Source organism: Actinomycetota bacterium (assembly GCA_019347575.1).
Classification (GTDB): domain Bacteria; phylum Actinomycetota; class Nitriliruptoria; order Nitriliruptorales; family Nitriliruptoraceae; genus JAHWKY01.
In genome coordinates this window covers 16,303-41,215 of record JAHWKY010000005.1, presented here as the reverse complement: position 1 = coordinate 41,215, position 24,913 = coordinate 16,303, and the positions used below count along the sequence as shown (strand labels likewise).

Annotated in this window: 24 protein-coding genes; 10 read left to right on the top strand and 14 right to left on the bottom strand. The window is 70.9% G+C overall.

All coding sequences use genetic code 11. The annotated features are described in order from the left end of the window. Positions 1-3: 3 nt before the first annotated feature. From KY469_04385 to KY469_04360, 6 genes are all read right to left on the bottom strand, one after another. Positions 4-804: an ABC transporter ATP-binding protein gene (locus KY469_04385; GenBank protein MBW3662318.1), complete on the bottom strand. Its 801-nt coding sequence runs from the start codon at positions 802-804 to the stop codon at positions 4-6. Continuing rightward, positions 801-2,663, bottom strand: coding sequence for an ABC transporter permease (locus KY469_04380; GenBank protein MBW3662317.1), 1,863 nt, complete (start codon positions 2,661-2,663; stop codon positions 801-803). Before KY469_04380 ends, KY469_04385 begins: the two co-directional genes overlap by 4 nt. Then, on the bottom strand, positions 2,663-3,994 hold the full coding sequence (locus KY469_04375) for a hypothetical protein (protein ID MBW3662316.1): 1,332 nt from the start codon (positions 3,992-3,994) through the stop codon (positions 2,663-2,665). The genes KY469_04380 and KY469_04375 overlap by 1 nt, the downstream gene beginning before the upstream one ends. Continuing rightward, the gene (locus KY469_04370; GenBank protein MBW3662315.1) at positions 3,991-4,410 is read right to left on the bottom strand and encodes a hypothetical protein; all 420 of its coding nucleotides are present in this window, start codon (positions 4,408-4,410) and stop codon (positions 3,991-3,993) included. The genes KY469_04375 and KY469_04370 overlap by 4 nt, the downstream gene beginning before the upstream one ends. A gap of 16 nt (positions 4,411-4,426) precedes the next feature. Beyond that, the gene (locus tag KY469_04365) at positions 4,427-5,899 is read right to left on the bottom strand and encodes an ABC transporter substrate-binding protein (protein MBW3662314.1); all 1,473 of its coding nucleotides are present in this window, start codon (positions 5,897-5,899) and stop codon (positions 4,427-4,429) included. Between the two features lie 79 nt (positions 5,900-5,978). Further along, complete coding sequence (locus tag KY469_04360; protein MBW3662313.1) at positions 5,979-7,013, bottom strand: hypothetical protein; 1,035 nt, start codon at positions 7,011-7,013, stop codon at positions 5,979-5,981. An 84-nt stretch (positions 7,014-7,097) separates the two neighbouring features. Here KY469_04360 and KY469_04355 point away from each other — a divergent pair, with 84 nt between their 5' ends. Both KY469_04355 and KY469_04350 read left to right on the top strand, forming a co-directional pair. Next, positions 7,098-8,255 carry an acyl-CoA/acyl-ACP dehydrogenase gene (locus KY469_04355; GenBank protein ID MBW3662312.1) on the top strand — a complete coding sequence of 386 codons (1,158 nt, stop codon included), beginning with the start codon at positions 7,098-7,100 and terminating at the stop codon, positions 8,253-8,255. A 14-nt stretch (positions 8,256-8,269) separates the two neighbouring features. Beyond that, positions 8,270-9,022 carry an FCD domain-containing protein gene (locus KY469_04350; GenBank protein ID MBW3662311.1) on the top strand — a complete coding sequence of 251 codons (753 nt, stop codon included), beginning with the start codon at positions 8,270-8,272 and terminating at the stop codon, positions 9,020-9,022. A gap of 119 nt (positions 9,023-9,141) precedes the next feature. Here KY469_04350 and KY469_04345 read toward each other — a convergent pair whose 3' ends face one another. The 3 genes from KY469_04345 to KY469_04335 form a co-directional block, all read right to left on the bottom strand. After that, on the bottom strand, positions 9,142-10,107 hold the full coding sequence (locus tag KY469_04345; protein MBW3662310.1) for a hypothetical protein: 966 nt from the start codon (positions 10,105-10,107) through the stop codon (positions 9,142-9,144). Between the two features lie 16 nt (positions 10,108-10,123). Continuing rightward, entirely contained in the window at positions 10,124-11,746 is a 1,623-nt protein-coding gene (locus tag KY469_04340) for an AMP-binding protein (GenBank protein ID MBW3662309.1), read from the bottom strand. 136 nt (positions 11,747-11,882) lie between these two features. Then, positions 11,883-12,377 (bottom strand): hypothetical protein, encoded by a 495-nt coding sequence (locus KY469_04335; protein MBW3662308.1) that lies wholly within the window; start codon positions 12,375-12,377, stop codon positions 11,883-11,885. A 257-nt stretch (positions 12,378-12,634) separates the two neighbouring features. On the opposite strand from KY469_04335, the gene KY469_04330 reads away from it, so the two are divergent. The 8 genes from KY469_04330 to KY469_04295 all read left to right on the top strand — a co-directional run bounded on the left by KY469_04330 (position 12,635) and on the right by KY469_04295 (position 21,536). Continuing rightward, positions 12,635-14,122: an aldehyde dehydrogenase family protein gene (locus tag KY469_04330; GenBank protein MBW3662307.1), complete on the top strand. Its 1,488-nt coding sequence runs from the start codon at positions 12,635-12,637 to the stop codon at positions 14,120-14,122. A gap of 1 nt (position 14,123) precedes the next feature. Then, entirely contained in the window at positions 14,124-14,894 is a 771-nt protein-coding gene (locus tag KY469_04325; GenBank protein MBW3662306.1) for an enoyl-CoA hydratase/isomerase family protein, read from the top strand. Between the two features lie 43 nt (positions 14,895-14,937). Continuing rightward, positions 14,938-16,059: an ABC transporter substrate-binding protein gene (locus KY469_04320; protein ID MBW3662305.1), complete on the top strand. Its 1,122-nt coding sequence runs from the start codon at positions 14,938-14,940 to the stop codon at positions 16,057-16,059. After that, the gene (locus tag KY469_04315; GenBank protein ID MBW3662304.1) at positions 16,059-17,267 is read left to right on the top strand and encodes an acyl-CoA dehydrogenase family protein; all 1,209 of its coding nucleotides are present in this window, start codon (positions 16,059-16,061) and stop codon (positions 17,265-17,267) included. Before KY469_04320 ends, KY469_04315 begins: the two co-directional genes overlap by 1 nt. A 5-nt stretch (positions 17,268-17,272) precedes the next feature. Continuing rightward, positions 17,273-18,055 carry an enoyl-CoA hydratase/isomerase family protein gene (locus tag KY469_04310; protein ID MBW3662303.1) on the top strand — a complete coding sequence of 261 codons (783 nt, stop codon included), beginning with the start codon at positions 17,273-17,275 and terminating at the stop codon, positions 18,053-18,055. A gap of 58 nt (positions 18,056-18,113) precedes the next feature. Then, positions 18,114-18,956: an SDR family oxidoreductase gene (locus KY469_04305; GenBank protein ID MBW3662302.1), complete on the top strand. Its 843-nt coding sequence runs from the start codon at positions 18,114-18,116 to the stop codon at positions 18,954-18,956. A gap of 91 nt (positions 18,957-19,047) precedes the next feature. Next, positions 19,048-20,352: a MaoC family dehydratase N-terminal domain-containing protein gene (locus KY469_04300; protein ID MBW3662301.1), complete on the top strand. Its 1,305-nt coding sequence runs from the start codon at positions 19,048-19,050 to the stop codon at positions 20,350-20,352. 17 nt (positions 20,353-20,369) lie between these two features. Next, complete coding sequence (locus KY469_04295) at positions 20,370-21,536, top strand: amidohydrolase (protein ID MBW3662300.1); 1,167 nt, start codon at positions 20,370-20,372, stop codon at positions 21,534-21,536. Between the two features lie 85 nt (positions 21,537-21,621). Here the strand turns inward: KY469_04295 and KY469_04290 are convergent, their stop codons facing one another. From KY469_04290 to KY469_04270, 5 genes are all read right to left on the bottom strand, one after another. Next, positions 21,622-22,053: a type II toxin-antitoxin system VapC family toxin gene (locus tag KY469_04290; protein MBW3662299.1), complete on the bottom strand. Its 432-nt coding sequence runs from the start codon at positions 22,051-22,053 to the stop codon at positions 21,622-21,624. A gap of 71 nt (positions 22,054-22,124) precedes the next feature. Next, on the bottom strand, positions 22,125-22,556 hold the full coding sequence (locus KY469_04285; protein ID MBW3662298.1) for a PIN domain-containing protein: 432 nt from the start codon (positions 22,554-22,556) through the stop codon (positions 22,125-22,127). Further along, complete coding sequence (locus KY469_04280; GenBank protein ID MBW3662297.1) at positions 22,556-22,786, bottom strand: ribbon-helix-helix protein, CopG family; 231 nt, start codon at positions 22,784-22,786, stop codon at positions 22,556-22,558. Before KY469_04280 ends, KY469_04285 begins: the two co-directional genes overlap by 1 nt. A gap of 80 nt (positions 22,787-22,866) precedes the next feature. Beyond that, the gene (locus KY469_04275; protein MBW3662296.1) at positions 22,867-24,147 is read right to left on the bottom strand and encodes a cytochrome P450; all 1,281 of its coding nucleotides are present in this window, start codon (positions 24,145-24,147) and stop codon (positions 22,867-22,869) included. A 1-nt stretch (position 24,148) separates the two neighbouring features. After that, positions 24,149-24,898 carry an SDR family oxidoreductase gene (locus KY469_04270; protein MBW3662295.1) on the bottom strand — a complete coding sequence of 250 codons (750 nt, stop codon included), beginning with the start codon at positions 24,896-24,898 and terminating at the stop codon, positions 24,149-24,151. Positions 24,899-24,913: the final 15 nt, after the last annotated feature.

Here is a 24,913-nt window from a genome sequence, read left to right as displayed (position 1 = left end):
GCGTCAGCCGACAAGGGCGTCATCCTCCGCCTCGTCGTCTGCCCCGAGGTAGGCGCGGATCACCGTCGGGTCGTTCTGGACCTCATCGGGGCGCCCCTCCGCGAGCGGGACCCCGAAGTCGAGCACGTACACGTAGTCGGCGACGCCCATGACCAGCTCCATGTTGTGCTCGATCAGCAGCACCGGGATGTGGAGCAGGTCGCGGATCCGGGTGATGGTCGCCGCGAGCTCTTCCGACTCCGACGGGCCCAGGCCGGCGCTCGGCTCGTCGAGCAGCAGGATCCGTGGGGGGACGACGAGGGCGCGCGCGACCGTGGCGATGCGCTGGAGGCCGTAGGGCAGGTCGGCGCACGGCGTCTGGGCGTGCTCGAGCAGGTCGGTGGCGACGAGCAACTCCTCGGCGCGTTGCTCGGCCACGACACGATCGCGGCGGGCGGTAGCGAAGCCAAGGAGGCCGGCGATCAGACCGCTGCGGCCTGCCCCGTAGTGCGCCAGCACAAGGTTCTCGCGCAGGCTGAAGCGCTGGAACAGCTCGGCGTGCTGGAACGTGCGTCCCATGCCGAGTCGGGCGCGCTCGTGCGGCGCGTAGTCGTCGACGCGCAGCCCGCCCAGCCGGATGGTGCCCGATGCCGGACGGACGACACCGGTCAGCGCGTTGAACATCGAGGTCTTGCCGGCGCCGTTGGGCCCGATCAACGCGACGATCTCCCCGCCGTCGACCTGGACGCTCGCGCGGTCGACCGCGGTGACCCCCCCGTACCGGACGGTCACGTCACGTGCGTCGAGCAGCGGCGGGCTGATCACCTCGACCACCTCAGCAGCCCCGCGACCTGTGCGAGTGCCGGTCGGAGCGCGGACGTCCGCAGCCTGCGCCCGAGCTGGACCAAGCCACCCGGCAGCAGCATCAGCGTGAGCACGACCCCCACGGACGAGACGATCTGGTCGTCCACCTGCAGCGGTAGGAACTCCAGCAGCACCGGGGCGGCAGCGAACAGCACTCCCGCCAGGAGTGCGCCCGCGAGCGACTCGATCCCCGCGAAGACGGCGAGCGCGAACACGCTGAACGACGCGAACGGGCTGTACTGCTCGAACGACACCGTCTGCACGTCGTAGGCGAGCAGCACACCTGCCAGACCCGCGATCGCACCGGACAGCGCGAACGCCAGCAGCTTGCGCGACATCACGCCGATCGCGAGCGACGCGGCGCCGTCCTCGGACTCGCGGATGCTGAGCAACGCCCCGCCGATGCGGTACCGGGCCAGGTTGCGGACCGCCAGGAAGACGACGGCTGTTACCACGATCACGAGGTACGCGTAGCGGTCGCCGACGCCGAGTTCGATGCCGAACGCCTCCGGCGGCGGGAGCCGCCGGCCATCCGTCCCGCCCGTGAAGGCGTCCCACTGGAACAGGCTGTAGAACGCGAGCGAACCGAACGCGAGCGTCACGACTGCGAGCAGCAGGCCTCGGAACCGCAGCGCCGGGATGCCGATCGCCAGCGCGAACGGCACGACCAGGAGCGGTGCGGCGACGACCACCACGGGGAACGGCAGACCGATCCGGGTCGCGAGAGCCGCCGCCACGAACCCGCCGATCCCGACGAGTGCCATCTGCGCCAGCGAGACCTGTCCCACCCACCCGGTGAGGACGACGAGGGACAGGGCCACCAGCGCGAAGATGGCCGCGGTTTTGAGGGTCGTCACGTCAGCGGCCCCCAGCAACGGCACGGCTACCAGTGCGACCGCGAGCAGCGCGAACCCCGGCCACAGCGAACCGCTGCCGGGACGGACCGTGGGCTCGCGGACCAGGGGCTTGGTCGTGTCCGCCGAGATGCGTTGGCGCACCAGCAGCGCGACGATGATCATGACGAACGGAACCGTCTCGGTGATCCCGGGGATGACGCTGTACTGGCTGACGATGCCCTCGATGACGCCGAGCGTGACCCCACCCGCGAACGCCAGCCCGAGACCGGTGAGTCCCCCGACGACGGCTGCCGCGAACGGCTTGACGACGAAGAACAGCGCGAGCTGGACGGTGTCGAGGAAGAGCAGCGGAGCGAGCAGGATCCCGGCGACGCCGGCGAGCAGCGAGCCGGTGACCCACGAGGCGGTCTCGACGCGTACCACGTCGATCCCGGCGAGCTGGGCGGCCAGCCGGTTCTGGCTGACGGCACGCGCCGCGGTGCCGAGGCGCGTGCGCGCGAGTCCGAGCGCCAGCGCACCCGCGAGCAGGCCAGCGATGACGATGACCGCGATCTGGGTCCAGTTCAGGGCGACACCGACGACCGTGACCGTTCCCGCGGGGAAGAACGAGTCCACGAAGCGCGTCTCCGCCCCGAAGAGCTGCCCGACCACGTAGAGCAGGATCCCCGAGACACCCAACGTGGCGATCACCTGGGCCAGAACCTGGCCCTGCCCGATGACCCGCATGATCCGCTCGAGGACCCAGCCGATGATCGCCGCGACCGCAAGCGCCCCGAGCGCCGCGATCGGGAACGGCAGGCCCACGTCGGTCCACAGCGCGTCGAACGTGAACGCGGCCGCGGTGGCGATGCCGCCCTGAGCGAGCGTCAGCGTCCCGGTGGTGCGGTAGATCAGCACGATGCCGAGCGCCGCGAGGGCGTACATCCCTCCGAGCGGAAGCCCGCTGACCGCGAGCTGCAGCATCAGCCCGCTCCCGAGCGCCAGCCACGCCAGGGTCGCACGACGCCAACGAGGACGAGCGGGACCGCGGCCATCAGCAGGATCAGGTACAGCGTGTCCACGCGCGCTGGCTCGTCGTCGGCTGCCGCGCGGGACAGGATCAGCGGTTCGATGTCCCACGCGAGCGCCTGACCGGTCGGTGACCGCGGCGCGCTCGCGTCAGGCGCGACCTCGGGCGTCGCGGGCGGAGCCGCCACGCCGGAAGTCGTCGGCGTCCGCGCCGTGCCGCGAGCCGGTGGTGGGACCGTCGGCGTGACGACCGCCGGTCCGGCGGTCGGGGACGGTCCGGGCTCGGTGAGCACTGGCGGTGGCGCCGGCTGCGGACCGGTCTCGGCCGCGACGTAGGTGGAGACGGCCTGCAGCTTGCCGAGGACGTAGTCGACCGTGTGTCCATCGGGCGAGGTGACGCGGAACGCGGGACCCTGCGCCTCGACGACCGAACGCTCGGGTCCTGGCTCCTCCGTCACCGTCCCCGCCCCCAGGAAGGTGATCCCCGCCGCGGCGAGCGCGCCAGACACGGGGTCGGCCCCGAGTGGGGCGTCCTGTCCAGCGGCGTGGATCCCGGTCTCGTCGATGAGGACGGGCGTCTCGCCCACGGTGGCGCGGTCGACCACGACCGACCCGTCGGCCTGACCGTGGGCACCGTCGGCGGACGCGCTTCCCGTCAGCACCACCGAGTCGATGTGGAGCGCGCCGCCGATGGCCACATCGCGGAGCTCCACCAGCGACTCGCTCGTCGCCGCGGTGCCGCTGTCCGCGACGTCAGCTCGGCCGCGACCCTGGTCGAACGACACGTCGGGCAGGCCGGCGACGCCTGTGCCCACGGCGACAGCCGACGCGATCGGCCCCTCCTCGAGGCGAGCGGTCGCCCGGCCACCTTCGATGCCCTCCTGTGCGGCCACGGACGCGTCCTGCTCCTTCGGCGGCACGCCCTCGACCCGAGCACGGACGCTGTCAGCGATCGTGTCGGCAGGCAACGCGGGGAAGCCCGGCGGGGCGACACCGTTGATCGCTCCGAGCAGCTCCATGTACCCGCTGTAGGACATCGCGGCCGTCGCAACCGCGATGCCGGTGCGGTCCACACCCGCCGATGCGAAGATGGAGTTGCCGTCGGGAGGCGGGGTCGTCGCGCCAGGGAAGAAGGTCTCCTGGTCGGCGTAGCGCGCGTAGACACCGCTCGCCGTCGCCACACCGCTGGCCAGCTTGGGGGTCTGGGCGGTGCCTGCCACGGGCAGCAGTCCCGCCACGCCGACCACGGCGGCGGCGATCAGCAGACCGGCGCGGCGCACCTTCACGCGTCCTCGTCGCTGGCCACGGCGGACGACCGCAGTTGGGGCATCTGCTCCCTGACGTGACCGTTGCGGTCGCGGCGGCGGCGGTCGAGCAGCTCGTCGAGCGGGACCTGCAGGTCGGTGGACTCGCTGACGGCGAGGATGAAGTGCTCGAGCGCCTCCTCCATCGCCTCCTGCCGGATCGCGAGCTCCTCGATGTGCTCCTCGATCCGCGCCTGACGCGTCAGGTGCAACAGCGATGCGCCAGCGGCCAGGAAGGCCAACCCACCGATGCCACCGCTGGCGAGGTAGGGGATCTGCTCGACGACCGACTGCTGGTCACGGACCCCGAGGTAGCCGGCCAGCACGAACAGCAGGCCCACGACCATCAGCCCGGCACCGACGAGGTCGACGATGGGACGGCGGAAGCGGTTCAGCATGGTGTCCTCCCGTGGCTCACGGGATGGTCGGTTGGAACAGCTCGGAGATGATCACCCACTCGCCGTCCCTGACCTCCGCCGCGCGCGTGAGGTCGAAGGGCAGGTGCACGACGTACTCGTTGGGTTCGGGGCGGTAGTCGAAGGCCGGACCGAGGCCACCGGGATCCCACGGCGGTGCCGACTCGAGGTACTCGACGAACTCCTCTCCGGTCGCATCCGGGCCGATCGCTCGGAGCGTGTCGATGAAGAGGTGCGCGCCGATGCACTGGGTGATCGAGAAGAACTGCAGCGGAGAGTCCGGGAAGTAGCGGCGCAGCGCTTGTCCGCACAACGCCTCGAACTCGGGCGAGTTGACCGTCTCGAACGGGGTCGTGCTGAAGATCCCCTCGGCGTCCTCGCCTAGGCCCTCGAAGAGGCCTGGGTCGTCGACGATGTTGGTGGACACGCCGACGTGAGGGTCCCAGCCCTGCTGCTTCATGAAGCGCACGCACTTCACGATGCCGAGGTTGTCCGCCAGGATCAGGACCGTGTCGGCTCCGCGACTCCGCGCGTTGATCACCTGCGGCTGGCAGTCGGAACCCCCCGGCGACACGCTGCCTCGGTACACCACGGTCGCGCCACGGGCCTCGGCTATGGCCTGGACGTGGTCACCGCACTGATCTGCAGCCCCTACCGTGACCATCAGCAGCGCCACGTCCTTGGTCCCGCGCGCGTCGATGGCGTGATCCATCGCCCCGCCGAAGTTGCGGTCACAGATGGGGAAACTGGGGAACAGCCAGCGGCTCCCGAACGAGTTCGCCGAGCCGTCGCTGGGCAGCACCGGCGTGCCCGCCGCCTCGATGTCGGGGATCGACTGCTCGAGCGTCGCCGGGGCGAGGATCCCCACGAAGCCGAACACCTGCTGCTCGTCGATCAGCTGCTGGATGAGGCGACGTCCTCGCTGCGGGTCGAACTTGTCGTCCTCGACGAACAGCCGGATGGGGACGCCGTCGATCCCACCCTGCTCGTTGGCCTGACCGACGATCGCCTGCGCGGCCTCGGCCCAAGCTCGGCCAATCGGGCCGATGGGTCCGGACAGCGGGGCCACGAGCCCGAGGCGGATCTCGCTGCGCTGCGGCCGTACCTCCTCGCCGGTGCTGGCCGACCCGGTCGTGCTCGAGCCCGTCGTCGAGGTCGTGCCGCTGGTCGTGGAGGACGCTCCGGTCGACCCACCCGTTGCGCCGCCGGTGGTATCTCCGGTCGTCGACCCCGCGCCCGTCGTGCCCGAGGTGGTGCCCGTGGGACCCGTGGGGCTGACCACGGACGGCTCACCGCCGGCGGTGCTCGTGTCGTCGCCGGTCCCCCCATCGTCCTGCCCGCCCGCGACCACCTCGCCGGCATCGACCAGGATCGCCTGGTCGGGTGTCTCGGGGTGGTAGGTCCCTCCGCAGGCAACCGCCACCACGCACGCGAGCGTGAGTAGCGCCGTGCGTCGGAGGGTCGCCGTCATACCCGCCTCGTCATGGCCGGGACACCCAACCTCGATGAGTGCATCGACTCGTCAAATACATCTAACCTCTTTAGATGTTTCAGCCTACCCCAGCAGCGACGGGTTCGTCCACGGGCTCGATCTCGTCAGAGCGGATGCGGTCAGCGAAGCACTCCAGCCACGAGAAGCCGTGCGCGAGTTCGCGCTCGTCACCGCGCCGACGCGTGTCACCGAGCTGGGCGCGGTAGCCGCCCCACCTGGCGTTGTTGAACTGCTTGAGCTGGCCCTTCTCGTGACCCCGCCACTCCCACACCTCGCCTCCGAGACCGAACGTGGCGCGTGGAACGTACGACGCGTCGTCGAGATCCATCCGCACCTCGACGTCGGTACCGCGGGCGATCAACCCGTCCTGATCGTGCGCGATGCCGAAGGTGAAGTTACCGTCGGTCCCCCGGCACAGGTGGCCCCACTCGATGGTTCCGTCCGTGTACTCGTTCGCGAAGACCCCCCACCCGACCTGGATGTCGGTGAAGATGCGCGACTCCTTCCAGTCGCGACCGTGGGGCCAGTAGCCGTGGTCGAGGAAGACGAAGCCCCGGACCTCGGCGCCGAGGACGGTCCCCGTGACGGGGTAGATCTGGCTCGTGTAGAGGAAGGTCTCCTCGGCCATGGGTGCCGCGATCTGGACACCGGGCCCGAGCCGGTCGCCGCGGACGCTGAACAGCTCCCCCTCCGTCCACGACAGGTCGTCGTCGGTGACGAGCAGGTCGAGTCCCTGCTCCCCGATGGGAGCCAGCTCCTCCCCCAGTCGAGCCATGAGCTGATCGGCGTACTGGAGCCGGCCCGGTTCGAAGGTGCGACGCACCTCGCCTCGGGTGCTGCGGACCGTGCCGGGATCGAGCAGCTGCTCGCCGCTGCGGTCGGACATGAGCCAGACGCCGGCGGTCATCGGACCGGTGAACTTGCGCTCGACCGCGTAGCGGTTGCCGTCGGCGTCGGTGAAGCCGCCGTAGAAGTAGACGGTCTGCTGTGACAGGCCCATCTTGGGCAGCCACGGTCGCAGCTCGTCGAGCCGCGGCTCGAAGCTGCCGATCAGGGCCTGGAACGAGTAGTCGCCTACCTGGTTCTGCGTCACGCGATCCCTCCAGTTTCCCGGTTCCGAACATTCATCTATACGATAGCACTACGTTGTACGTATCGCCGTAGAGCGGGAGGACCGGTGCCGACGCTGCTGCCGACGCACGAGCAACGCGAGCTCGACGCCGTCGTCCGCGAGCTGTTCGCGCGCCACGCCACCGAAGCTGCGGTCCGGGCGACGGCGGACTCGGACTCCGAGCTCGATGCCGAGTTGCGACGGCACCTGGTGGACGTCGGCGCGTTCGGTCTGGTGGTCCCTGCGCATCTCGGCGGCGGGGGCCAGGATCTGCGGACGCTCGGAGTGGTGCTCGGGGCGGCCGGGGCGACACTGGCTGCTCCCTCACTGCTGACGACCGCCGCGCTCGCCGTCAGATGCCTGACCGCCGCCGACGCGACCGAGGTGGCGAGCGACGCGCTGCGACGGGTCGCGGCCGGCGACGGCCTCGCGACCGTCGTGCTCCCGCTGGGCGACGACGCGGAGGACGTCCGCGTGACCGCGAGGGACGAGGACGGGTGGGCGCTCGACGGTGACGCCGGGCCCGTGCTCGATGCCATCGCAGCGGATGCGCTGCTGGTCTTCGCGCGCTCGCCGGACGGGCGGGTGGAACTCTTCCTCGTCGATGCCGACGCGGACGGGCTGGACCGCGAGGCCACCGAGACGCTCGACCTCACCCGCAAGCAGGCAGCGGTCGCGTTCGGATCGACGCCAGCGCAGCTGCTGGTCGCGGACGCCGGGGCGCTCCTGCTCGAGATGCGCAATGTCGCAGCGGTGAGCCTGGCCGCGGAGCTGGTCGGCGTCGCGTCCCGATGCCTGGAGATGTCGGTCGCGTACGCCACGGAGCGACACCAGTTCGGTCGCCCGATCGGCAGCTTCCAGGCGATCAAGCACCGCTGCGCCGAGATGCTGATCCGCGTCGAGGCCGCGCGAGCCGCGACCGCGTACGGGCTCTGGTGCGCCGATCGGGATCCGGCCGCGCTCCCCCTCGCTGCGGCGACGGCCAAGTCGGCGGCGGCAGAAGGCGCCGCGTGGATCGCCACCGAGACCATCCACGTCCACGGCGGCATCGGCTTCACCTGGGAGCACCCTGCCCACCTGTACTACCGGCGGGCGATGTCCTCCCTCGTGCTGTTCGGACACCCCGATCACCACGACCGCGCGCTCGGCTCCGCCCTGGTCGGACGAGCGCGAGGTTCCGATGAGTCCCAACCGCAATCGGCTAACCTAGTTCACCGTTGGTAACACGAGGAGTTGCCGTGGCCGCGACCTCGAAGGTCCGTGTACCGAAGACCGCGGAGCTGGTCGCGGACAACATCCGTCGCAGGATCGTGCGCGGCGAGCTGCTCGAGGACGACTCGTTGCCGCCGGAAGCCGAACTCATGGAGCAGTTCGGCGTGTCGCGGCCCACCCTCCGCGAGGCCTTCCGCGTGCTGGAGTCCGAGGGTCTCATCGCCATCCGCCGGGGCTCCCGTGGCGGGGCGCGCATCCTGACCCCCAGCTCCGAGGTCGCCGCCAAGCTCGCCGGCCTCGTGCTGCAGGTACGAGGGACCAAGATCAGCGACGTCTACGAGGCACGCCTGCTCATCGAGCCCGCGGCCGCGGGCATGCTCGCCAAGGCCGCCCGCGCGAAGCAGATCGGCCAGCTCGGAGACGTGCTGCATCAGGAGCAGGACGCGATCGGCGACAGCGTCGCGTTCGCGCACGCGTCGGCACGGTTCCACGAGCAGGTCATCGAGCTCGCCGGCAACCAGACCCTCGCGGTGTTCGCCGAGATCCTCGCCGAGATCATCGACCGGCACACCCAGGTCGTGATGTCGGAGGCGAGCGACAGCGCCGAGGGCACCAAGGAGATGCGCCGCGCGCACCGCTCCCACGAGCGGCTGCTCGAGTTGGTGACGGGCAACGACGCGGACGGTGCCGAGAGCCACTGGCGCGAGCACATGGAGGCCATCGGCCACCACATGCTCAACGGCCGCGGTTCTAAGACCCTCATCGACCTGTTCGCCTGAACCTCGGCCTGACGGGAACACGCCTCCACGCGCGTTTCCGTCACCGCCAACGCGACCAAGGCCCCTCGGCCTGACGGCAACCCGCCTCCACGCGCGTTTCTGTCACCGCGTCCTGCTCGTCAGGTGAGCGGGACACGATCGTTGTAGACCTCCATGAGGGCCTCGGCGACGGCGACGGGGCGGTCGTCGCCCTGGCGGCGGACGACGCCCTCGCGCCAGCGGTGGTCGGGCGAGATGTCGGTGCGGATCGGGGTGCGTCCGCCCCGGGCGGCCTCCCAGATCCATTCCTCCCCGCGGGTGGTCGTGTAGGTCACGTGGTCGGGGTAGCCGGTGTCGTCGAGGCGGACCGCGACGTCGACCTCGCGGTGCACGATGCTGGGCCCGTCCGTGCGGTCGATGATGGCGAGCTGGAAGCCCTCGACGCCCCACACCAGATGACCCATGTGGACGTTGCCGTCCTCGAACTCGGTGACGAACGCGACCCAGGCGCCTTGGATGCGCTTCAGGTAGGGCGAGACGATGTAGTTGCTCCCCTCCTTCATGTGCATCGTGTCGTGGAAGAACCAGCCCGTGGCTTTCGACCCCTTGACGTGTCCCTCGGTGATGCGCAGAGCCTGGGAGGTGTAGATCAGCGGATCCTCCTCGTCAGGCACGAAGAACTGCAGCGCGCGACCGAACGCCTCGCCCGTGACGGTGAGCAGCTCGTGCTCCTCGGTCCAGCGCACCGTGTCGCCGTCGGTCTCGTAGACCGGCATCCCGGTCTCGGGGTGGCGGTAGCCCCACCAGCCGCCCCGCTCGCCGCGATTCATCGGGCCGTTGTAGACCGTGTCGCCCTCGGGGGCGTAGACGAAGTCCTCGCCCCGCACCGACTCCGACAGGTGCAGGAACCGGCCGCGCTCCTGGTAGAAGCCGTGGATCGGCCAGAAGTAGCGCCCGTCCTCGGTGTACAGCGACCCGTACAGGTACTGCATCGCGGGCGGCACGCCGTGGATGGGACGGAAGCGGTCGGCGGGGTTCAGGTCGGTGAAGCTGCCGACGATCTGGTAGCCCCAGCGCCCCGCGGGGCGCGTCGGGTTGGCGGTCACGTGGTCCTCCCTGGGGTCAGCGGCGGGGCACCTCGACCCGGGACGTCTCGCGGTCCCAGGTGGAGGGGGTGACGCCCTCGTCGCGGAGCTGGTACTTCAGGACCCGCCCCATCGCGTTCTTCGGCAGTTCGTCGCGGAACTCGATGTAGCGGGGGACGGCGTAGTACGGCACCTCGTCGATGCACCACCGGCACAGTGCTTCCTCGGTGAGGTCGCTGCCGGCGCCCACGACGAGAGTGATCTTGAGGTCGTCTTCGCCGAGATCGGAGGGCACCGCGTGCGCCGCGACCTCCTCGACGTCGGGGTGGCGGAGGAACGCGGCCTCGACCTCGCGGCTGGAGATGTTCTCGCCGCGCCGACGCAGGTAGTCCTTCTTGCGGTCCTCGAACCAGAAGAAGCCGTCGTCGTCGAAGCGGCCGTAGTCACCGGTGTGCAGCCACAGGTTGCGCAGCACCGCGAGCGTGTCGGCGGGGCGGCGCCAGTAGCCCTCGAACATCACGTGCGGCTTCAGAGGTCGGACGATGACCTCGCCGACCTCGCCCGGCGGCAGCTCGTGGTCCTCGTCGTCGACGATGCGCACGTCGAAGTCGTCGTTGCGCCGCCCCGACGACCCCGGCGGGTGCGGGGCGCCGTACGGAAGGCTCGTGACGGGGGCGGCCTCGCTGAGCCCGTAGACGTTGGAGCCGCAGGTGCGTACGCCGAAGCGCTGCTGGAACACCTGCTGCAGCTCAGCCGGGAACGGCGCCCCGGACACGTGCCGAAGCTGCCCGTGGCACGCCTGTGACTCGGGGCTGTCGGGAGCCCGCGCGATCAGGGGGATCATCGCGCCGAGCAGCATCGCCAGCCGCGCCCCGCTGCGCTCGATCTCGGGCCAGAACCGCGACACCGAGAAGCGGTCGGCGATCGCGACGGTGCCGCCGAGGAGCATCGTGGCGAGGACACTGGCCGCGGTGGCGTTGAGGTGGAACAGCGGCAGCGGCGTCCACGCGACCTCGTCCGCCTGCCGCCCCGTACCGCGCAGCGAGTGGCGGGCCAGGTTGCAGGCGTAGTTGTGGCTGATCATGCAGCCCTTGGACGGACCGGTCGTCCCAGCGGTGTAGATGAGGCAGGTGAGGTCCGCGGGGCGGTTGCGGTCGGGCAGCGGGGCGCGCTCGTCGGTGATGAGTTCGTCGAGGGCTCGCGTGACGAGGCGCGCGCTGCCGAGGCCGTCCGGCGCCGGCACCCCTCCACGCACGACGACAACCTCGAGGGCGGGGACCTCAGCCGCGACCGCCGCGACGCGGGGCGCGTACGCGGCGTCGCACAGCACCACGCGCGCGCCGGCGTCAGCGAGGACGTGACGGAGGAACCCGCCCTTCAGCGCGGTGTTGACCGGCACGTTGACCGCCCCGAGGCGGTTGAGCGCCAGCCACGCCGCGACCGCGTCCACGTGGTTGTCGAACATCGTCGCCACGGTGTCGCCCGCCGTCACCGCCTCCTCGGCGAGTCCGTGAGCCAGACCCAGCGTGCGCGCGTCCACGTCGCGGTAGGTGTGACGCTCCCCCCCGAGGTCGAGGAAGGTGCGCTCGGCATGGTCCTGGACCGCGGCGGCGAAGGCGCGCGTCGCCGTCCCCTGCTCCGCGACGCTCCACCCGCCCAAGCCGTCCGCTCCCGAGCGCAATTGCTCTAACTAGGTATAACGATTCAGCGTAGCAGGGCTCGGCTCCAGGGGCGGTGGGCGACGGGTGACCCATCCATCCTGGTACATCGCATCCTCCTCCCGCGATGCGATGTACCTACCTCGACGCGGGAACGCGTGCCCGGCTGAGCGCTTCGAGCCGGGCGACGATGTCCTCGGCGAGCTCGTCGACGGTCACCTCCGCGGCCCGGTGCATGCCGATCACGTCCACCAGCGCCCCGACCACGCCGAACGGCGGCTGGTAGTGACCGACGATCTCGAGTTCGAGCGTGTCGGGGTCGGGGTTGCGCAGCACGACCTCGCCGTCGAACCCGGGCAGGTAGCGCGTCTGTCGCACGTGCGTCCCCCTGCCCGACGCGGGCGTCCAGCCCACCTCGCGGACCCACCCCTCTGCGAGCGAGCGGGCGTCACCGACGTCAGCGACGACGGCGTGCGTCACCCGTCCGAGACGGATCGTGCTCCGGAACCGCCCGCCAGCGAGCTCGTGGGCCGGACCCGGCAGCCACGACGCCGGCTCGTCGAGGAAGCGCTCGACCACGGGCCAGGGATCGTCGACCAGGATCGGCCGACTCGTCTCGACGTTGCGCTCCATCGGGCCTACTCCTCTCCCGTGCCAGGGTGTCCTCGGCACCTGCACGGTGGCACGTGCACGGTGTCCTCCACGTCCGAGTCTCCGGAGGTCCACGGGGCACGACCAGGGGCGTTGGTCGGGTCCGGTACCGACGACCGGACGAGGCGGTGGCCGCGGTTCGAGAGCGAGCACCCGCTGTGCGTGAGAACCTGTGCCAGCACCGACGCCATGCTATAACTAGGTATAACGATTGGCGTCTCGCAGCGACCGGAGCCGACGTGCAGCCGTTCCTCCGCGATCACACCGCCATCTACGTCGATGGCCAGTGGGTCTCGCCCACCGCGGGGCGGACCGAGGTGGTGATCAACCCGTCCACCGAGGAGGCGATCGCCACGGTAGCGGTCGCCGACAAGGGCGACGTCGACCACGCCATCGCCGCGGCTCGCCGGGCGTTCGACGACGGCCCGTGGCCGCGGATGTCGCCCGATGAGCGCTGCGACCTGCTCCAGGCGTTGCACGACCGCATCTCTGAGCGTCGCGACGAGCTGATCGCGCTGGTGGTCGCCGAGATCGGGGCGGCGCAGCCGCTCGCGGGGCGCCTGCACGTGGACACGCCGCTCGAGATCCTGCGCTTCTGCATCGATGCCGCGCGCAAGCGCGAGCGCGTCCTGCCACTGCCCCCCACCGTCACCCGCGATCGCAGCGGAGCCAAGGTGCTCGGCACGTCGGTCAAGGTGCGCGACCCCGCTGGCGTCGTCAGCGCGATCACGCCGTTCAACTTCCCCTTCTTCCTCAACATCGCCAAGGTCGGCCCGGCGCTGGCGGTCGGCTGCACGATGGTGCTCAAGCCGTCGCCGCTGACGCCGCTGCAAGCGCTACTGCTCGGTGACCTCGCCGACGAGGTGGGACTGCCGCCCGGTGTGCTCAACGTCGTGACCGGCGACGTCGACGTCGGCGAGCAGCTCACCTCCGACGAACGCGTCGACCTCGTCACCTTCACCGGTTCCGACCTCGTCGGGGCGGCGGTCATGGCCAACGCTGCCCCGACGCTCAAAGGTGTACTGCTCGAGCTCGGTGGTAAGTCCCCGATGATCGTGCGCGCCGACGCCGACCTCGACCTCGCCGCCCGGGCGGGCGTCGGCCAGATCACGACCCAAGCGGGGCAGGGCTGTGCCCTGTTGACGCGCCACATCGTCCACCGTTCGGTGTACGACGACTACCTCGACCGCGCGTCCAAGGCGGCCGCCGCGATCAAGGTCGGCGACGCCGCGGACCCCGAGGTGATGATGGGGCCGCTCATCCGCGCCAGCCAGCGCGACCGGGTCGAGCGCTACGTGGCGGAGGGTCGGGAGGCGGGCGCGCGGATCGCCGTGGGTGGGCAGCGCCCCGCCCACCTGGAGCGCGGCTTCTTCTACGAGCCGACGCTGCTCTACGACGTCGAGTCGCCGATGAGCATCGCGCAGGACGAGATCTTCGGTCCGGTCGGCGTCGTGATCCCCTTCGACAACGACGACGAGGCGGTGTCCATCGCCAACGACTCCCGCTACGGCCTCGCCGCCGGACTGTGGTCTGCCGACGCCGGCACCGCGTACGAGATGGCGCTTGGCATCCGGGCCGGGCGCATCTCGATCAACGGCGGCTCCGGCAGCTTCAACCCGGCGGCGCCGTTCGGTGGCTACAAGCGCTCCGGCATCGGGCGCGAGTTCGGTGAGGAGGGCCTCGACGCCTACACCGAGGTCAAGGCGATCTCGTTCCACGCGGGCTGAGGTGGACAAATTCGACACCATCGCGTGGGAGGTGGCCGACCACGTCGCGACCGTGACGCTCGACCGACCCGACAGGCTCAACGCCTTCAACCAGACGATGTGCGACGAGTTCGTCGAGGTATGGCGACGCGTGCGTCTCGACGACGCCATCCACGCCGTCGTGCTGCGTGCCAACGGCGACCGCGCCTTCTGCACCGGCGTCGACGTCGAGGAGGGGTTCTTCCTCCCCGACAACCCCTGGAGCCAGCAGGACCCGGGGGCGTGGCTCGGCCCCCGCGCCAACGACGTGTGGAAGCCGGTCGTCGTGGCGGCGCACGGGATGGTCGCGGGCGGGGCGTTCTACTGGCTCAACGAGGCCGACATCATCCTCGGCTCCGACGACGCCACCTTCTTCGACCCGCACGTGTCCTACGGGCTGACCGCGGCGTTGGAACCGATCGGGCTGGCCCGGCGCATCAACCTCGGCGACGCGCTGCGGATTGCCCTGCTCGGACTCGACGAGCGGATGTCAGCCGACCGAGCGCTGCAGATCGGCCTGGTGACCGAGGTGACGACGCGCGAGGAGCTATGGCCGCGAGCCCACGCGCTCGCCGCCGCCATCGCGGCCAAGCCTCCCGCCGCCGTGCAGGGCACGGTCCGGGCGGTGTGGGAATCGCTCGACCTCGCACGCACCGTGGCGCAGCGGCACGGCTTGAGCTACACCCAGATCGGCAACCCGCTAACCGAGGTCGATCGCACCACGTTCGAGCGCCCCGAGTGGCGCCTGCGGTGAGGAGGGACGAGTGAGCGAGGAACGACGGGCGGGCAGCGGCGACGTGCGCCGCTACCACGGTCGCACCCTCGAGCCGTACCGCGTCGGCGTGCTCGTCGACCTCCCCGACTACCCCGGCCTGTCGGACGCGTTCCCGGACGCGATCCGCCTCGCGTTCGAGGAAGCGACCGAGCGTGGCATCGTCGAACGTGATGTCGAGGTGGTCCACCGCGAGGTCCGCGCGCAGCCGTGGACGGACGCGCGCCCCGTCGTCGACGCGTACCGCCAACTCGTCGACGAGGACCGCGTACTGGGCGTGATCGGCCCCATGACCTCCGACAACTGCCTGCCACTGCTGCCCGAGATCGCTCGAGCACAGGTGCCCACCGGCACGATCTGCGGCAGCCAGCTGTTCGTGGGCCCCTACGCGTTCAACCTCAGCAACGGCGGCCTCGGCGACGAGCCGTACGTGATCGCGGCGTGGCTGGCGAGCCAGGCTCACCAGCGCGTCGCCGTCCTGGCGGAGACGACCCAGATCGGCCAGGAGTACCTCAGCCACTTCCTGCACGCCGTGCAGCAGAGCGGTCTGGAGATCGCGGCCCAGGTCCCTGCCTACACCGTGATGAGCCACGAGGGGCTGGTCGCGGCGCTCGAGAGCGCCCGCGCGGCCGACCCCGACGCGCTGGTGTACCTCGGCTTCGGCGGGCTCAACCAGGTGTTCCGCAAGGCGCTCGAGGAGATCGGCTGGGACCCGCCCCGCATCCAGACGACGGCGTTCGTGTCGGCGGCCTACAACCGCGAGCGCGCCGAGCTGCTCGAGGGCTGGGTCGGGGTCGAGCAGTACCACGAGGGCAACGAGGTGTTCGCCGCGGTGCTCGACCGCTTCGAGACGCGCTTCGGCTACCGCCCCGCCAACTCGGCCGCGTCGACCGGCTACGACCTCGGCCACGCCTTCGCGGTCGGGCTCGGGCGCATGCGCCTCGCGACGCCGACGGGTCTGCGTGACGCCCTCGAGACCGTGCGGCGGCTCCCCGCTTGCACGGGTGGGCCCGGCACCGTCATCACCTTCGGACCCGAGGACCACCGCGGCTTCAAGGGCGCGGACTTCCTGGTGCTGCGCCGCGCCACCGGCGGCACCACCGAGCTCGTCGGCACCGCCCCCGTGGTGCCCTGGCGGCACACCTGATGGGAGTCCCGCTCGAGGGGTTCGCGGCGGAGGCGCGTGCGTTCCTGGAGGCGCACCTCGAGCGGCGGCCGGACCCGACCGATCCGACCACCCCGGCGCCAGAGCACATCGCCATCGTCGAGGAGTTCGGGCCACAGGAGGAACGCGCCCACGTCGGCCGCGCCTGTGCCTGGCAGCGCACGAAGTTCGATGCCGGGTACGGCTGGCTGACCGGTCCGTCGCGCTACGGGGGGCGTGAGTTGCCGCTGGCGCACGAGGTCGTGTTCACCGCGTTGGAACGCGAGTACGCGGCCCCCGACCGCACGCCGCTGCTCGTCAGCCTCGGGATGGTCGCGCCCACGCTGCTCGCGCACGGGACGCCGGTCGTTCAGGATCGCTACCTCCGAGACCTGCACCGTGGTGACGTGTTCGCGTGCCAGCTCTTCTCGGAGCCCGAGGCCGGCTCGGACCTCGCCGGCGTGGCGACCCGCGCCGAGCGGGACGACACGTCGGGCTCGTGGCGCCTCACCGGACAGAAGGTGTGGACCTCGTGGTCAGCCAGCGCCGACGTCGGACTGACACTGGCCCGCTCCGACCCGCAAGCGACTCGCCACCGCGGGCTGACGATGTTCCTGATCGACATGACCGCGATCGGCGTCGACGTGCGCCCGCTACGGCAGATGACCGGCGGGGCGGGCTTCTCGGAGGTGTTCCTGGACGGTGTCGCCGTGCCCGACGACCACCGCATCGGCGAGGTCGGCGACGGCTGGCGAGCAGCCATCACGACGCTGACGAGCGAGCGCGCCACCATCTCGGCCGGTGGTGCCGACGTGCCGGTCGGGCTGCTCGCTCGGGCGCTGGTCGCAGCCGGACGTCAGGACGAGGTCGGGGCGAGCATCGACCTCGGCCGGGTCGCGCGGCAGGCGAGGATCCACGACCTGATCGTGCGTCGGACCAACGAGGGGCTGGTGGCCGGGGACCGCCCCGGACCCGAGCTGTCGGCCGGCAAGCTGCTGCTCACGCGGGCGCACCAGGCAGCCGGTGCGCTGGCAGCGTCGTTGGTGGGGCCCGACGTGGCGGCGGACGGTGGCGCCCTCGGCGGATACGCGTGGGCCGGGTACCTGCTCGGCGTACCGGGCACCCGCATCGCGGGCGGCACCGACGAGATCCAGCTCGACATCATCGCCGAGCGCGTGCTCGGCCTGCCCCGCGAACCGAGGCCGACGTGAGCGAGCTGACCGAGGGGCCGGTGCTCCGTCGCGACGAGGACGGCGTCGCGGTCATCTCGTTCAACCGCCCCGACCGGCACAACGCCCTCAGCGACGCGCTCATCGGGGTGTGGTGGCCGCTGATCGCCGAGGCCGCGGACGACGAGGGCGTGCGCTGCATCCTGCTGCGCGGTGAGGGTCCCTCGTTCTCGTCGGGGCGCGACCGCGACGACTTCGGCATGCGCGCAGCGGGCGAGTCCGACCACACCTTCGTTCGGCGTGCGCAGGAGGCGACGCTCCGGCTGATCGAGGCTCCCAAGCCGGTCGTTGCGGCCGTGCAGGGTCACTGCATCGGCGGGGCGTGCGAGATCGCGCTGGCGGCGGACTTCCGTATCGTCGCCGACGACGCATCGTTCGCGCTGCCGGAGGTGGGGTTCGGGCTGCTGCCGGACACCGGTGCGTCGTGGCTGCTGCCTCCGCTCGTCGGGCGGTCGCGCGCGAAGCGGATGATCATGACCGGCGAGCCGGTCGACGCCGGTACCGCGCTGGACTGGGGACTGGTCGACCGTGTGGTTCCGCATGCGGAACTCGATGCGGAGGCGCTGGCGTTCGCGCGCGGGTTGGCCGCCGGACCGCCGCTGGCGCTCGGGTTCGCCAAGCATCTCGTCGACGCCAGCCGTGGGCGGTCGGCGGCCGAGGCGCTGCGCGACGAGCTCGCAGCGCAGACTGCGCTGTTCGCCTCCGAGGACCACCAGGAAGCCAAACGTGCGCTGAGCGAGGGCCGCGCCCCGCACTTCCGCGGACGCTAGGAGGTCGCACGTCGTGCAGCTGCGTGGTCTGCCGGAGCCGCCACCCATCGGGGCGCCGATGCTGCCCCCCGACACGTTCGCGGACGACGTCGTGCTCGTGACCGGTGGCGGCACCGGGCTCGGCCGCGCCATGGCGATCGAGTTCGCCCGGGCCGGGGCGGCCGTCGCGGTCGCCAGCCGGTCCGAGGAGCACCGTGCCGCGGGGGTCGCCGCGATCGAAGAGGTCGGCGGGGCAGCGACCGGCGTCGAGGTCGACGTGCGCGAGGCGGAGGCGGTCGCCGCGGCGTTCGACGCCGTCGAGTCGTCGCTCGGTCCGGTGTCGATCCTGATCAACAACGCCGCCGGGAACTTCCCCTCCTCTGCCGAGGACCTGTCGCCGGGGGGCTGGCGCGCCGTCGTGCAGATCGTGCTCGACGGGACGTTCCTGTGCTGCACCGAGTTCGCCCGGCGCCGCATCGCGGCCGGGGCGCCGGGGACGGTGCTCAACATCGCGGCCACCACCGCGTGGACCGGCGGGCCCGGCACCGCCCACTCCGCCGCGGCCAAGGCCGGCGTGGTCAACCTCACCCAGTCGCTGGCGGTGGAGTGGGCACCTCACGGGATCCGCGTCAACGGCCTCGCCCCCGGGCCGTTCCCCCACCACGACCTGCCCGAGACGCTGCGCGTCGCCGGAGAGCTGGACCGCCAAGCCGAGCTCGTCCCGGCGGGGCGGGTGGGACGCGTGCACGAGCTCGGTTGGGCCGCCACCTACCTGTGCTCGCCCTACGCGGCCTACCTCACCGGCCACACGCTGGTGTTGGACGGCGCCAACTGGCTCCGCCGTGGCCTCGTGATGCCCGAGTTCACCCCGGTGCGCGACCAGCTCCACCCCTCACCGGCGCCGCGCCCCGACCGAACCTGAATACCTGGGCACACGTGAGTGCATCCAAGTATTCAAGTTCTGAGCGGACGCGATAGAGTAATATCATCTAACTGATTGGTGAGGAGGGCGCGTGAGCGGGGCGACGACGGCGGAGGCGACGAACGCCGAGTACGACGAGGCGACGGCCGCCCGCATCAGCGACGAGGACATCGAGCGCGACCGGCGTGCCCTGGGGCGCATGTTCGCGAGCCGGACCCGTGAGTACTTCAGCACCGCGACGGTCGAGAACATCCGCAACTTCGCCAACAGCTACGGCGACGACAACCCCCTCTACTGCGACCCCGACTACGGCCGCGCGACCCGGTGGGGCGGGCAGATCGCCCCGCCCATCGCCTCCGCCATCCTCAACGCCCCGCTGCTCGGCGAGCGTCCCGCCAGGGAGCTGCGGGGTGGCAGCTACCGAGGCATCCACTCGTTCGTGTCGGGCGGGACATGGGAGTGGTACCGCCCCGTCCGCCCCGGCGACACGCTCTACAGCTTCGAGGGGCTCGACTCGGTCGAGACCAAGCCGTCGAGGTTCGCGGGGCGGTCGGTGCTGCGCACCCGCAAGGTCGTCAAGATCAACCAGGACGCCGACGTCGTGGGCGTCTACCGCGAGCTGGTGATCTTCGCCGAGCGCGGCACCGCGCGGAAGAAGGGCAAATACAACGACATCCCCGAGCCGAGCTACAGCGACGACGACATCGCCGAGATCGACGCGCGCTACGCCGCGGAGCGACGGCGGGGCGCCGAGCCGCGGTACTGGGAGGACGTCGAGGTCGGCGAGGCGCTCCCGGCGTTGACCAAGGGCCCGCTGACCACGCGCGACATCATCGTGTTCCACGCGGGCGGCTACGGCTTCAGCCCCTTCGGGCTGTGGACCAGCCGCCTCGATCACGACAACCGTCAGCGCATCCCGGTCTTCTACGTCGACAACGAGCAGGGCATCCCCGACGTGGCCCAGCGGGTGCACTGGGACACCAACTGGGCGAGGGCCGTCGGCATCCCGCGGCCCTACGACTACGGCGTGCTGCGCGAGTGCTGGTTCCACCACTACCTCACCGACTGGATCGGCGACGACGGCTGGGTCGTCCGCCAGCACGACGAGATCCGCAAGTTCAACTACCACGGCGACTGGCACGCGGCCTCCGGCGAGGTCACGGGCAAGCGTCACGAGGACGGGCTGACGCTCGTCGACGTCGAGGTGCGCCTGACGAACCAGCGGGGCGAGGACACCACGATCGGCGATGCGACCGTGTCGCTGCCGAGCCGCGACCACGGACCTGCCCTGTTGCCGACGCCGCCGGCCGAGCTGCGCCGCAGCGCCTACCGCATGCTCCAGCATCACGGCGAGCTGGAGCGCGACGGCACCGAGCCGCCGACCGTCTCCGTCTGAGATCGTGAGGAACCACGATGCCGCTCCAGGATCACATGCAGCTCGTCTCGACCGACGACCACCTCGTCGAGCCCCCGACGCTGTGGACCGACCGCCTCCCGGCCGACCTGGTCGACCAGGGCCCACGCATCGTCGAGCAGCCCGGCGACGCTGGTGCCCCAGCGCAGGTGTGGACCTACAACGGCCGCCTGTACCCGCAGATCGGCCTCAACGCGGTCGCTGGCAAGGACCCCGAGGAGTTCGGCACCGATCCGGTGCGCTACGACCAGATGCTGGCCGGCTGCTACGACCCCAAGGCGCGCCTGGCCGACATGGACCGCGACGGGGTCCAGGCCCAGCTGTGCTTCCCGTCGTTCCCCCGCATCGCCGGTGGCGTGTTCATCTCCGGTGTGCTGAACGAAGGTGACGACCCCGAGCTCGCGCGCCAGTGCGTCGCGGCCTGGAACGACTTCCAGCTCGACGAGTGGGTCGCGGTCGCCCCGGACCGCTACATCCCCGTCGTGATGCTGCCGCTGTGGGACGTCGACGCGTCCGTCGCCGAGATCGAGCGCACCGCCGCCAAGGGAGCCCGCACGATCACGTTCCCCGAGAACCCCGTCCCCTACGGGTTGCCGTCGTTCCACACCGACCACTGGGACCCGGTGTTCTCGGCGGCCGAGGAGGCCGGCATGCCGCTGTGCATGCACTTCGGCTCGTCCGGCAAGGCACCTCACACCGCCGACGACGCCCCGCTCGCGGTGGTCATCACGCTGTTCGGGTGCAACTCGATGTACGCCGCGACGGACCTGCTGTTCTCCCCCGTCTTCCACCGCCACCCCGACCTCAAGGTGGCGTTGTCGGAGGGCGGCATCGGCTGGATCCCCTACCTGCTCGAGCGTGCCGACTACGTGTGGAACCGCCACCGCCACTACCAGGACATCGAGCAGACCACGCCCCCGTCTGAGCTGTTCAAGCGTCACATCTGGGGCTGCTTCATCGACGACGAGGCGGGCATCCGCCACCGCCACGAGATCGGCGTCGACCGCATCACCTGGGAGTGCGACTACCCCCACTCCGACTCCAACTTCCCTGACAGCCGCACCCGCGCGGCCGAGGTGCTCGCCGACGTGCCTGACGACGAGGTGCACCGGATGGTCGAGTGGAACGCCCGCGAGCTGTTCACGTTCCCTCGCAGCGATGCGTGACTGGCTCGGTCGGTCTACCGCCCTCCGGGCTACTTGAGACCGGCTCGGCTGGTCTACCGCCCTCCGGGCTACTTGAGACCGGCACTCATCGGGCGACAGGCCGTCGCCAGTCGAGGGCGTCGAAGCGGGCGAAGTCGCGATCGAGCGACACCAGCGTGCAGCCCTGCTCCACGGCGATCGCCGCGAGGTAGGCGTCGACCGACAGGTCACCGGTCGCGTCGGCGGTCCGGCACAGCTCCTCGAAGATCGCGAGGTGGCGCTCACCCGGCTCGACCGCCACGTGGTGCGGCTGAGCCCGGGTGGCACGGAGGAAGCCGAAGGCGTCGCCGAGCGGTGTCGGCACCTCGAAGGTGCGCCGGTTGGTGGCGATGCGGATGAAGCTCGACCACACGATGTCGGGGACGGCGAAGGGCTCGTGTCCAGCGAGCATCCGATCGAACCACGGCCGCACGATGTCGTGGTGTGGGTGGTCGTCGCGGTGGGCGGCGAGCAGGACGTTGACGTCCAGCAGCATCACCGGAGACGTTCGCGGTGGTGCGCATGACGCCGAGCTAACGCATCACCTGCATCACGACGCGGCCACGAGCGTCAGGCAGGCGCGACCGGGTTGATCCACGTGACCTCGGGGAACCGGGCGAAGTCCGAGTCCGCGCTCACGATGTCGAGGCCATGTTCGATGCACAGTGCGGCCAGCGCGGCGTCAGCCACGAGGTTGCCGCGCAGATCGAGATCACGGATCAGACGCCCCAGGATGGTCCGGTGCCCCCTTCCAGGCACCGGCACCCAGACCGTGGGTGCGTCGAGCCACCTGTCCACGAGCGACCACGCGTCGGGCGGATCGAGGGGCCGTTCGAGTGCGCGCGCGTGCGTCGCGATCCGCACGAACGCCCAGAGCGACGGCCACGCGATGCCGACCCGTCGCGGTCCGTTGAGCGCACCCTCCAGCCACGCGCGTGCGCCGTCGTGGAACGGGCTCGCCTCGTCGACCGCGTAGAGCAGGATGTTGGCGTCGACGAGCATCAACGCGCCTGCGGACCCTCGAGGGTCTCGAGCGCCTCGGCGACGTTGGACACGTCGATCCGCACTCCGAGCCGTCGCGTCTGCTGACGGAAAGGCTCCCCCGGCGGCCGCGGCAGCATGCTGCGGCGGATGAGCTCGTTCACCGCCTCGCTCAGGCCGAGGCCCTGGTCTCGCCGGAGCGCCTCGACCGCAGCGGCGGTGTCGTCGTCGAACTCGACGGTCGTACGCATGAGGGTATCCTAGCACGTTGATGCGTCGTTAGATACATATCCGTGCCGACGCGACGACCATAGCCCCACCGTCGAGCCGGTCAGCCCCAGCGGGTGGGGAGGCGATCGGGCGAGCGGAAGCCGATGCCGCGGATGACACCCGGTTCGGCATCGGGGTCGAGGCGCAGGTCGGGCAGCCGGTCGAGCAGCGCCCCGACCGCCACCTGGGTCTCGAGCCTCGCGAGGTGAGCGCCGAGGCACACGTGTGGGCCCCACGCGAACGCGAGGTGCGCTTGCGGCTCGCGCCACAGGTCGTACTCGTCCGGCCGATCCCACCGCGACTCGTCGCGGTTGGCCGCCCCGAGCCCCCCTTCGACCACGGAGTCGGCGGGGATGCGGACGCCGGCCAGCTCGGTGTCGACCTCGGCGATGCGCACCGCGTTGGTCAGCGGGGGGTTCCAGCGCAGCCCCTCCTCGATGGCCGCGGGCAGCAGGTCGCGGTCGGCGCGGACGGCGTCGAGCTGCTCCGGGGCGTTGAGGAGGCTGAACAGCAAGCTCCCCGTGGAGCGGAACGTGGTCTCGCCACCGGCCGGAAGCAGCAACCGCAGGAAGGACACGATCGCCTCGGTCGTCAACTGCTCACCCTCGAGCTCGGCGTGCACGAGCAGGCTGACCAGGTCGTCGGTGCGGGGCGCGTCACGGCGTGCCTCCACGATCGGACCGAGGTAGTCGAACAGCGCCCGTGACGCGGCCAGGCCGCGCTCGCGGTTGTAGAAGATGGTGATGGTCTCGTTGGCCCATGTGTGGAAGCGCGCCACGTCCTCGGCGGGCAGACCGAGCAGCGCGGTGATGACGTGGATCGGGAACGGCATGGTGAAAGCGGCGACCAGATCCGCCTCGCCGTCCGTCTCGAACCGATCGATGAGCCCGTGGACGATGGGCTCGACGACCTCCTCCTTCCACGTCGCGATGGCCTTGCGTCCGAACGCCTGCGACACCAGTCCCCGGTGGCGACGATGCTCGTCGCCGTCCATGCCCAGGATCGTGTGGCCCCACACCTGGCCGATGGTCTCCTCGCGGATGCGGCTCGAGAAGCGCGTGGGATCGCGCAGCATCTCGTGGACCGTGTCGAACCGGAGCACCGAGAAGATGGGGCGGTCGCGGAACTGCGACATCTCGCGATGGTCGCCCAACCCGACGATCTCGTACTGGCTCACGGGGTGCACGGCCGCCGCGCGACGGGCCTCGCCGAGGGGCCCGTAGGGGTCCTCGATCTGCAGCCGTGGGTCGGCGGTGCGCAGGATGTCGTCGAGTGGCTCGTCCTCTGCGGCGCGGATCCACTGGCGTAGCACCGGCCCGGTGATCGCCTCGGTGGTGGGCACGTCAGATCCGCCGCGTGATGCCGCCGTCGACCAGGATGGTCTGACCGGTGATCCAGGCCGCGTCGTCGCTGCACAGGAACCGTAGCGCCCCGACCAGGTCGCGCGGTTCGGCGCGCTTGTTGATCGGGGCGGAGGCGAGCATGCGCTCGAGCCGCTCCGAGGGGACCGTAACCTCGGTCGCCTCGGTGAAGATGGGTCCCGGCGCGATGGCGTTGACGGTCACCCCGCGCGGGCCGAGCTCCGCCGCCTGCGAGATGGTCAGGTTGATCAGCGCGAGCTTGCTGGCGCTGTAGGCGCCCGCCGGTCCGTACGCGGCGACCGAGGTCTGGTTGACGACCCGGCCCCAGCCGGCGTCGATGAGGAGGGGGGCGAACGCCTGGGTGACCAGCAGCGCCCCGTCGAGGTTGACCGAGAAGATCCGCCGCCAGTAGTCGATGTCGACCTCGAGCACCGGGTCGAGCCGCATCGAGTGGTAGATGGCGGCGTTGTTGACGACGATGTGGGTCGCCCCGAACGCGTCGCGGACCTGCTCGGCGAGCGCGAGGGTGCTGTCGCGGTCGCTGACGTCCACCGCGATGGCCAGAGCGGTCCCGCCGTCCTTGTCTATCAGCTCCGCCGTCTCGGACGCACCGTCGCGGTTGATGTCGGCGACGACGACCTGCGCCCCGTCCTCGGCGAGCGCCCGCGCGTACTCGCGGCCGATGCCCTGCGCGGCGCCGGTGACGACCGCGACGTGTCCGCTGTGATCCACGACTTCGACCCCGCT

What these genes read in the sequence shown, in the direction of transcription:
- KY469_04335 (MBW3662308.1), bottom strand. Translation starts at nt 12,377, where the DNA reads ATGGAGCGCAACGTCGAGACGAGTCGGCCGATCCTGGTCGACGATCCC.
- KY469_04380 (MBW3662317.1), bottom strand. Translation starts at nt 2,663, where the DNA reads ATGCTGCAGCTCGCGGTCAGCGGGCTTCCGCTCGGAGGGATGTACGCC.
- KY469_04365 (MBW3662314.1), bottom strand. Translation starts at nt 5,899, where the DNA reads ATGACGGCGACCCTCCGACGCACGGCGCTACTCACGCTCGCGTGCGTG.
- KY469_04285 (MBW3662298.1), bottom strand. Translation starts at nt 22,556, where the DNA reads ATGCTCGTCGACGCCAACATCCTGCTCTACGCGGTCGACGAGGCGAGC.
- KY469_04295 (MBW3662300.1), top strand. Translation starts at nt 20,370, where the DNA reads ATGCCGCTCCAGGATCACATGCAGCTCGTCTCGACCGACGACCACCTC.
- KY469_04370 (MBW3662315.1), bottom strand. Translation starts at nt 4,410, where the DNA reads ATGCTGAACCGCTTCCGCCGTCCCATCGTCGACCTCGTCGGTGCCGGG.
- KY469_04315 (MBW3662304.1), top strand. Translation starts at nt 16,059, where the DNA reads ATGGGAGTCCCGCTCGAGGGGTTCGCGGCGGAGGCGCGTGCGTTCCTG.
- KY469_04280 (MBW3662297.1), bottom strand. Translation starts at nt 22,786, where the DNA reads ATGCGTACGACCGTCGAGTTCGACGACGACACCGCCGCTGCGGTCGAG.
- KY469_04305 (MBW3662302.1), top strand. Translation starts at nt 18,114, where the DNA reads ATGCTGCCCCCCGACACGTTCGCGGACGACGTCGTGCTCGTGACCGGT.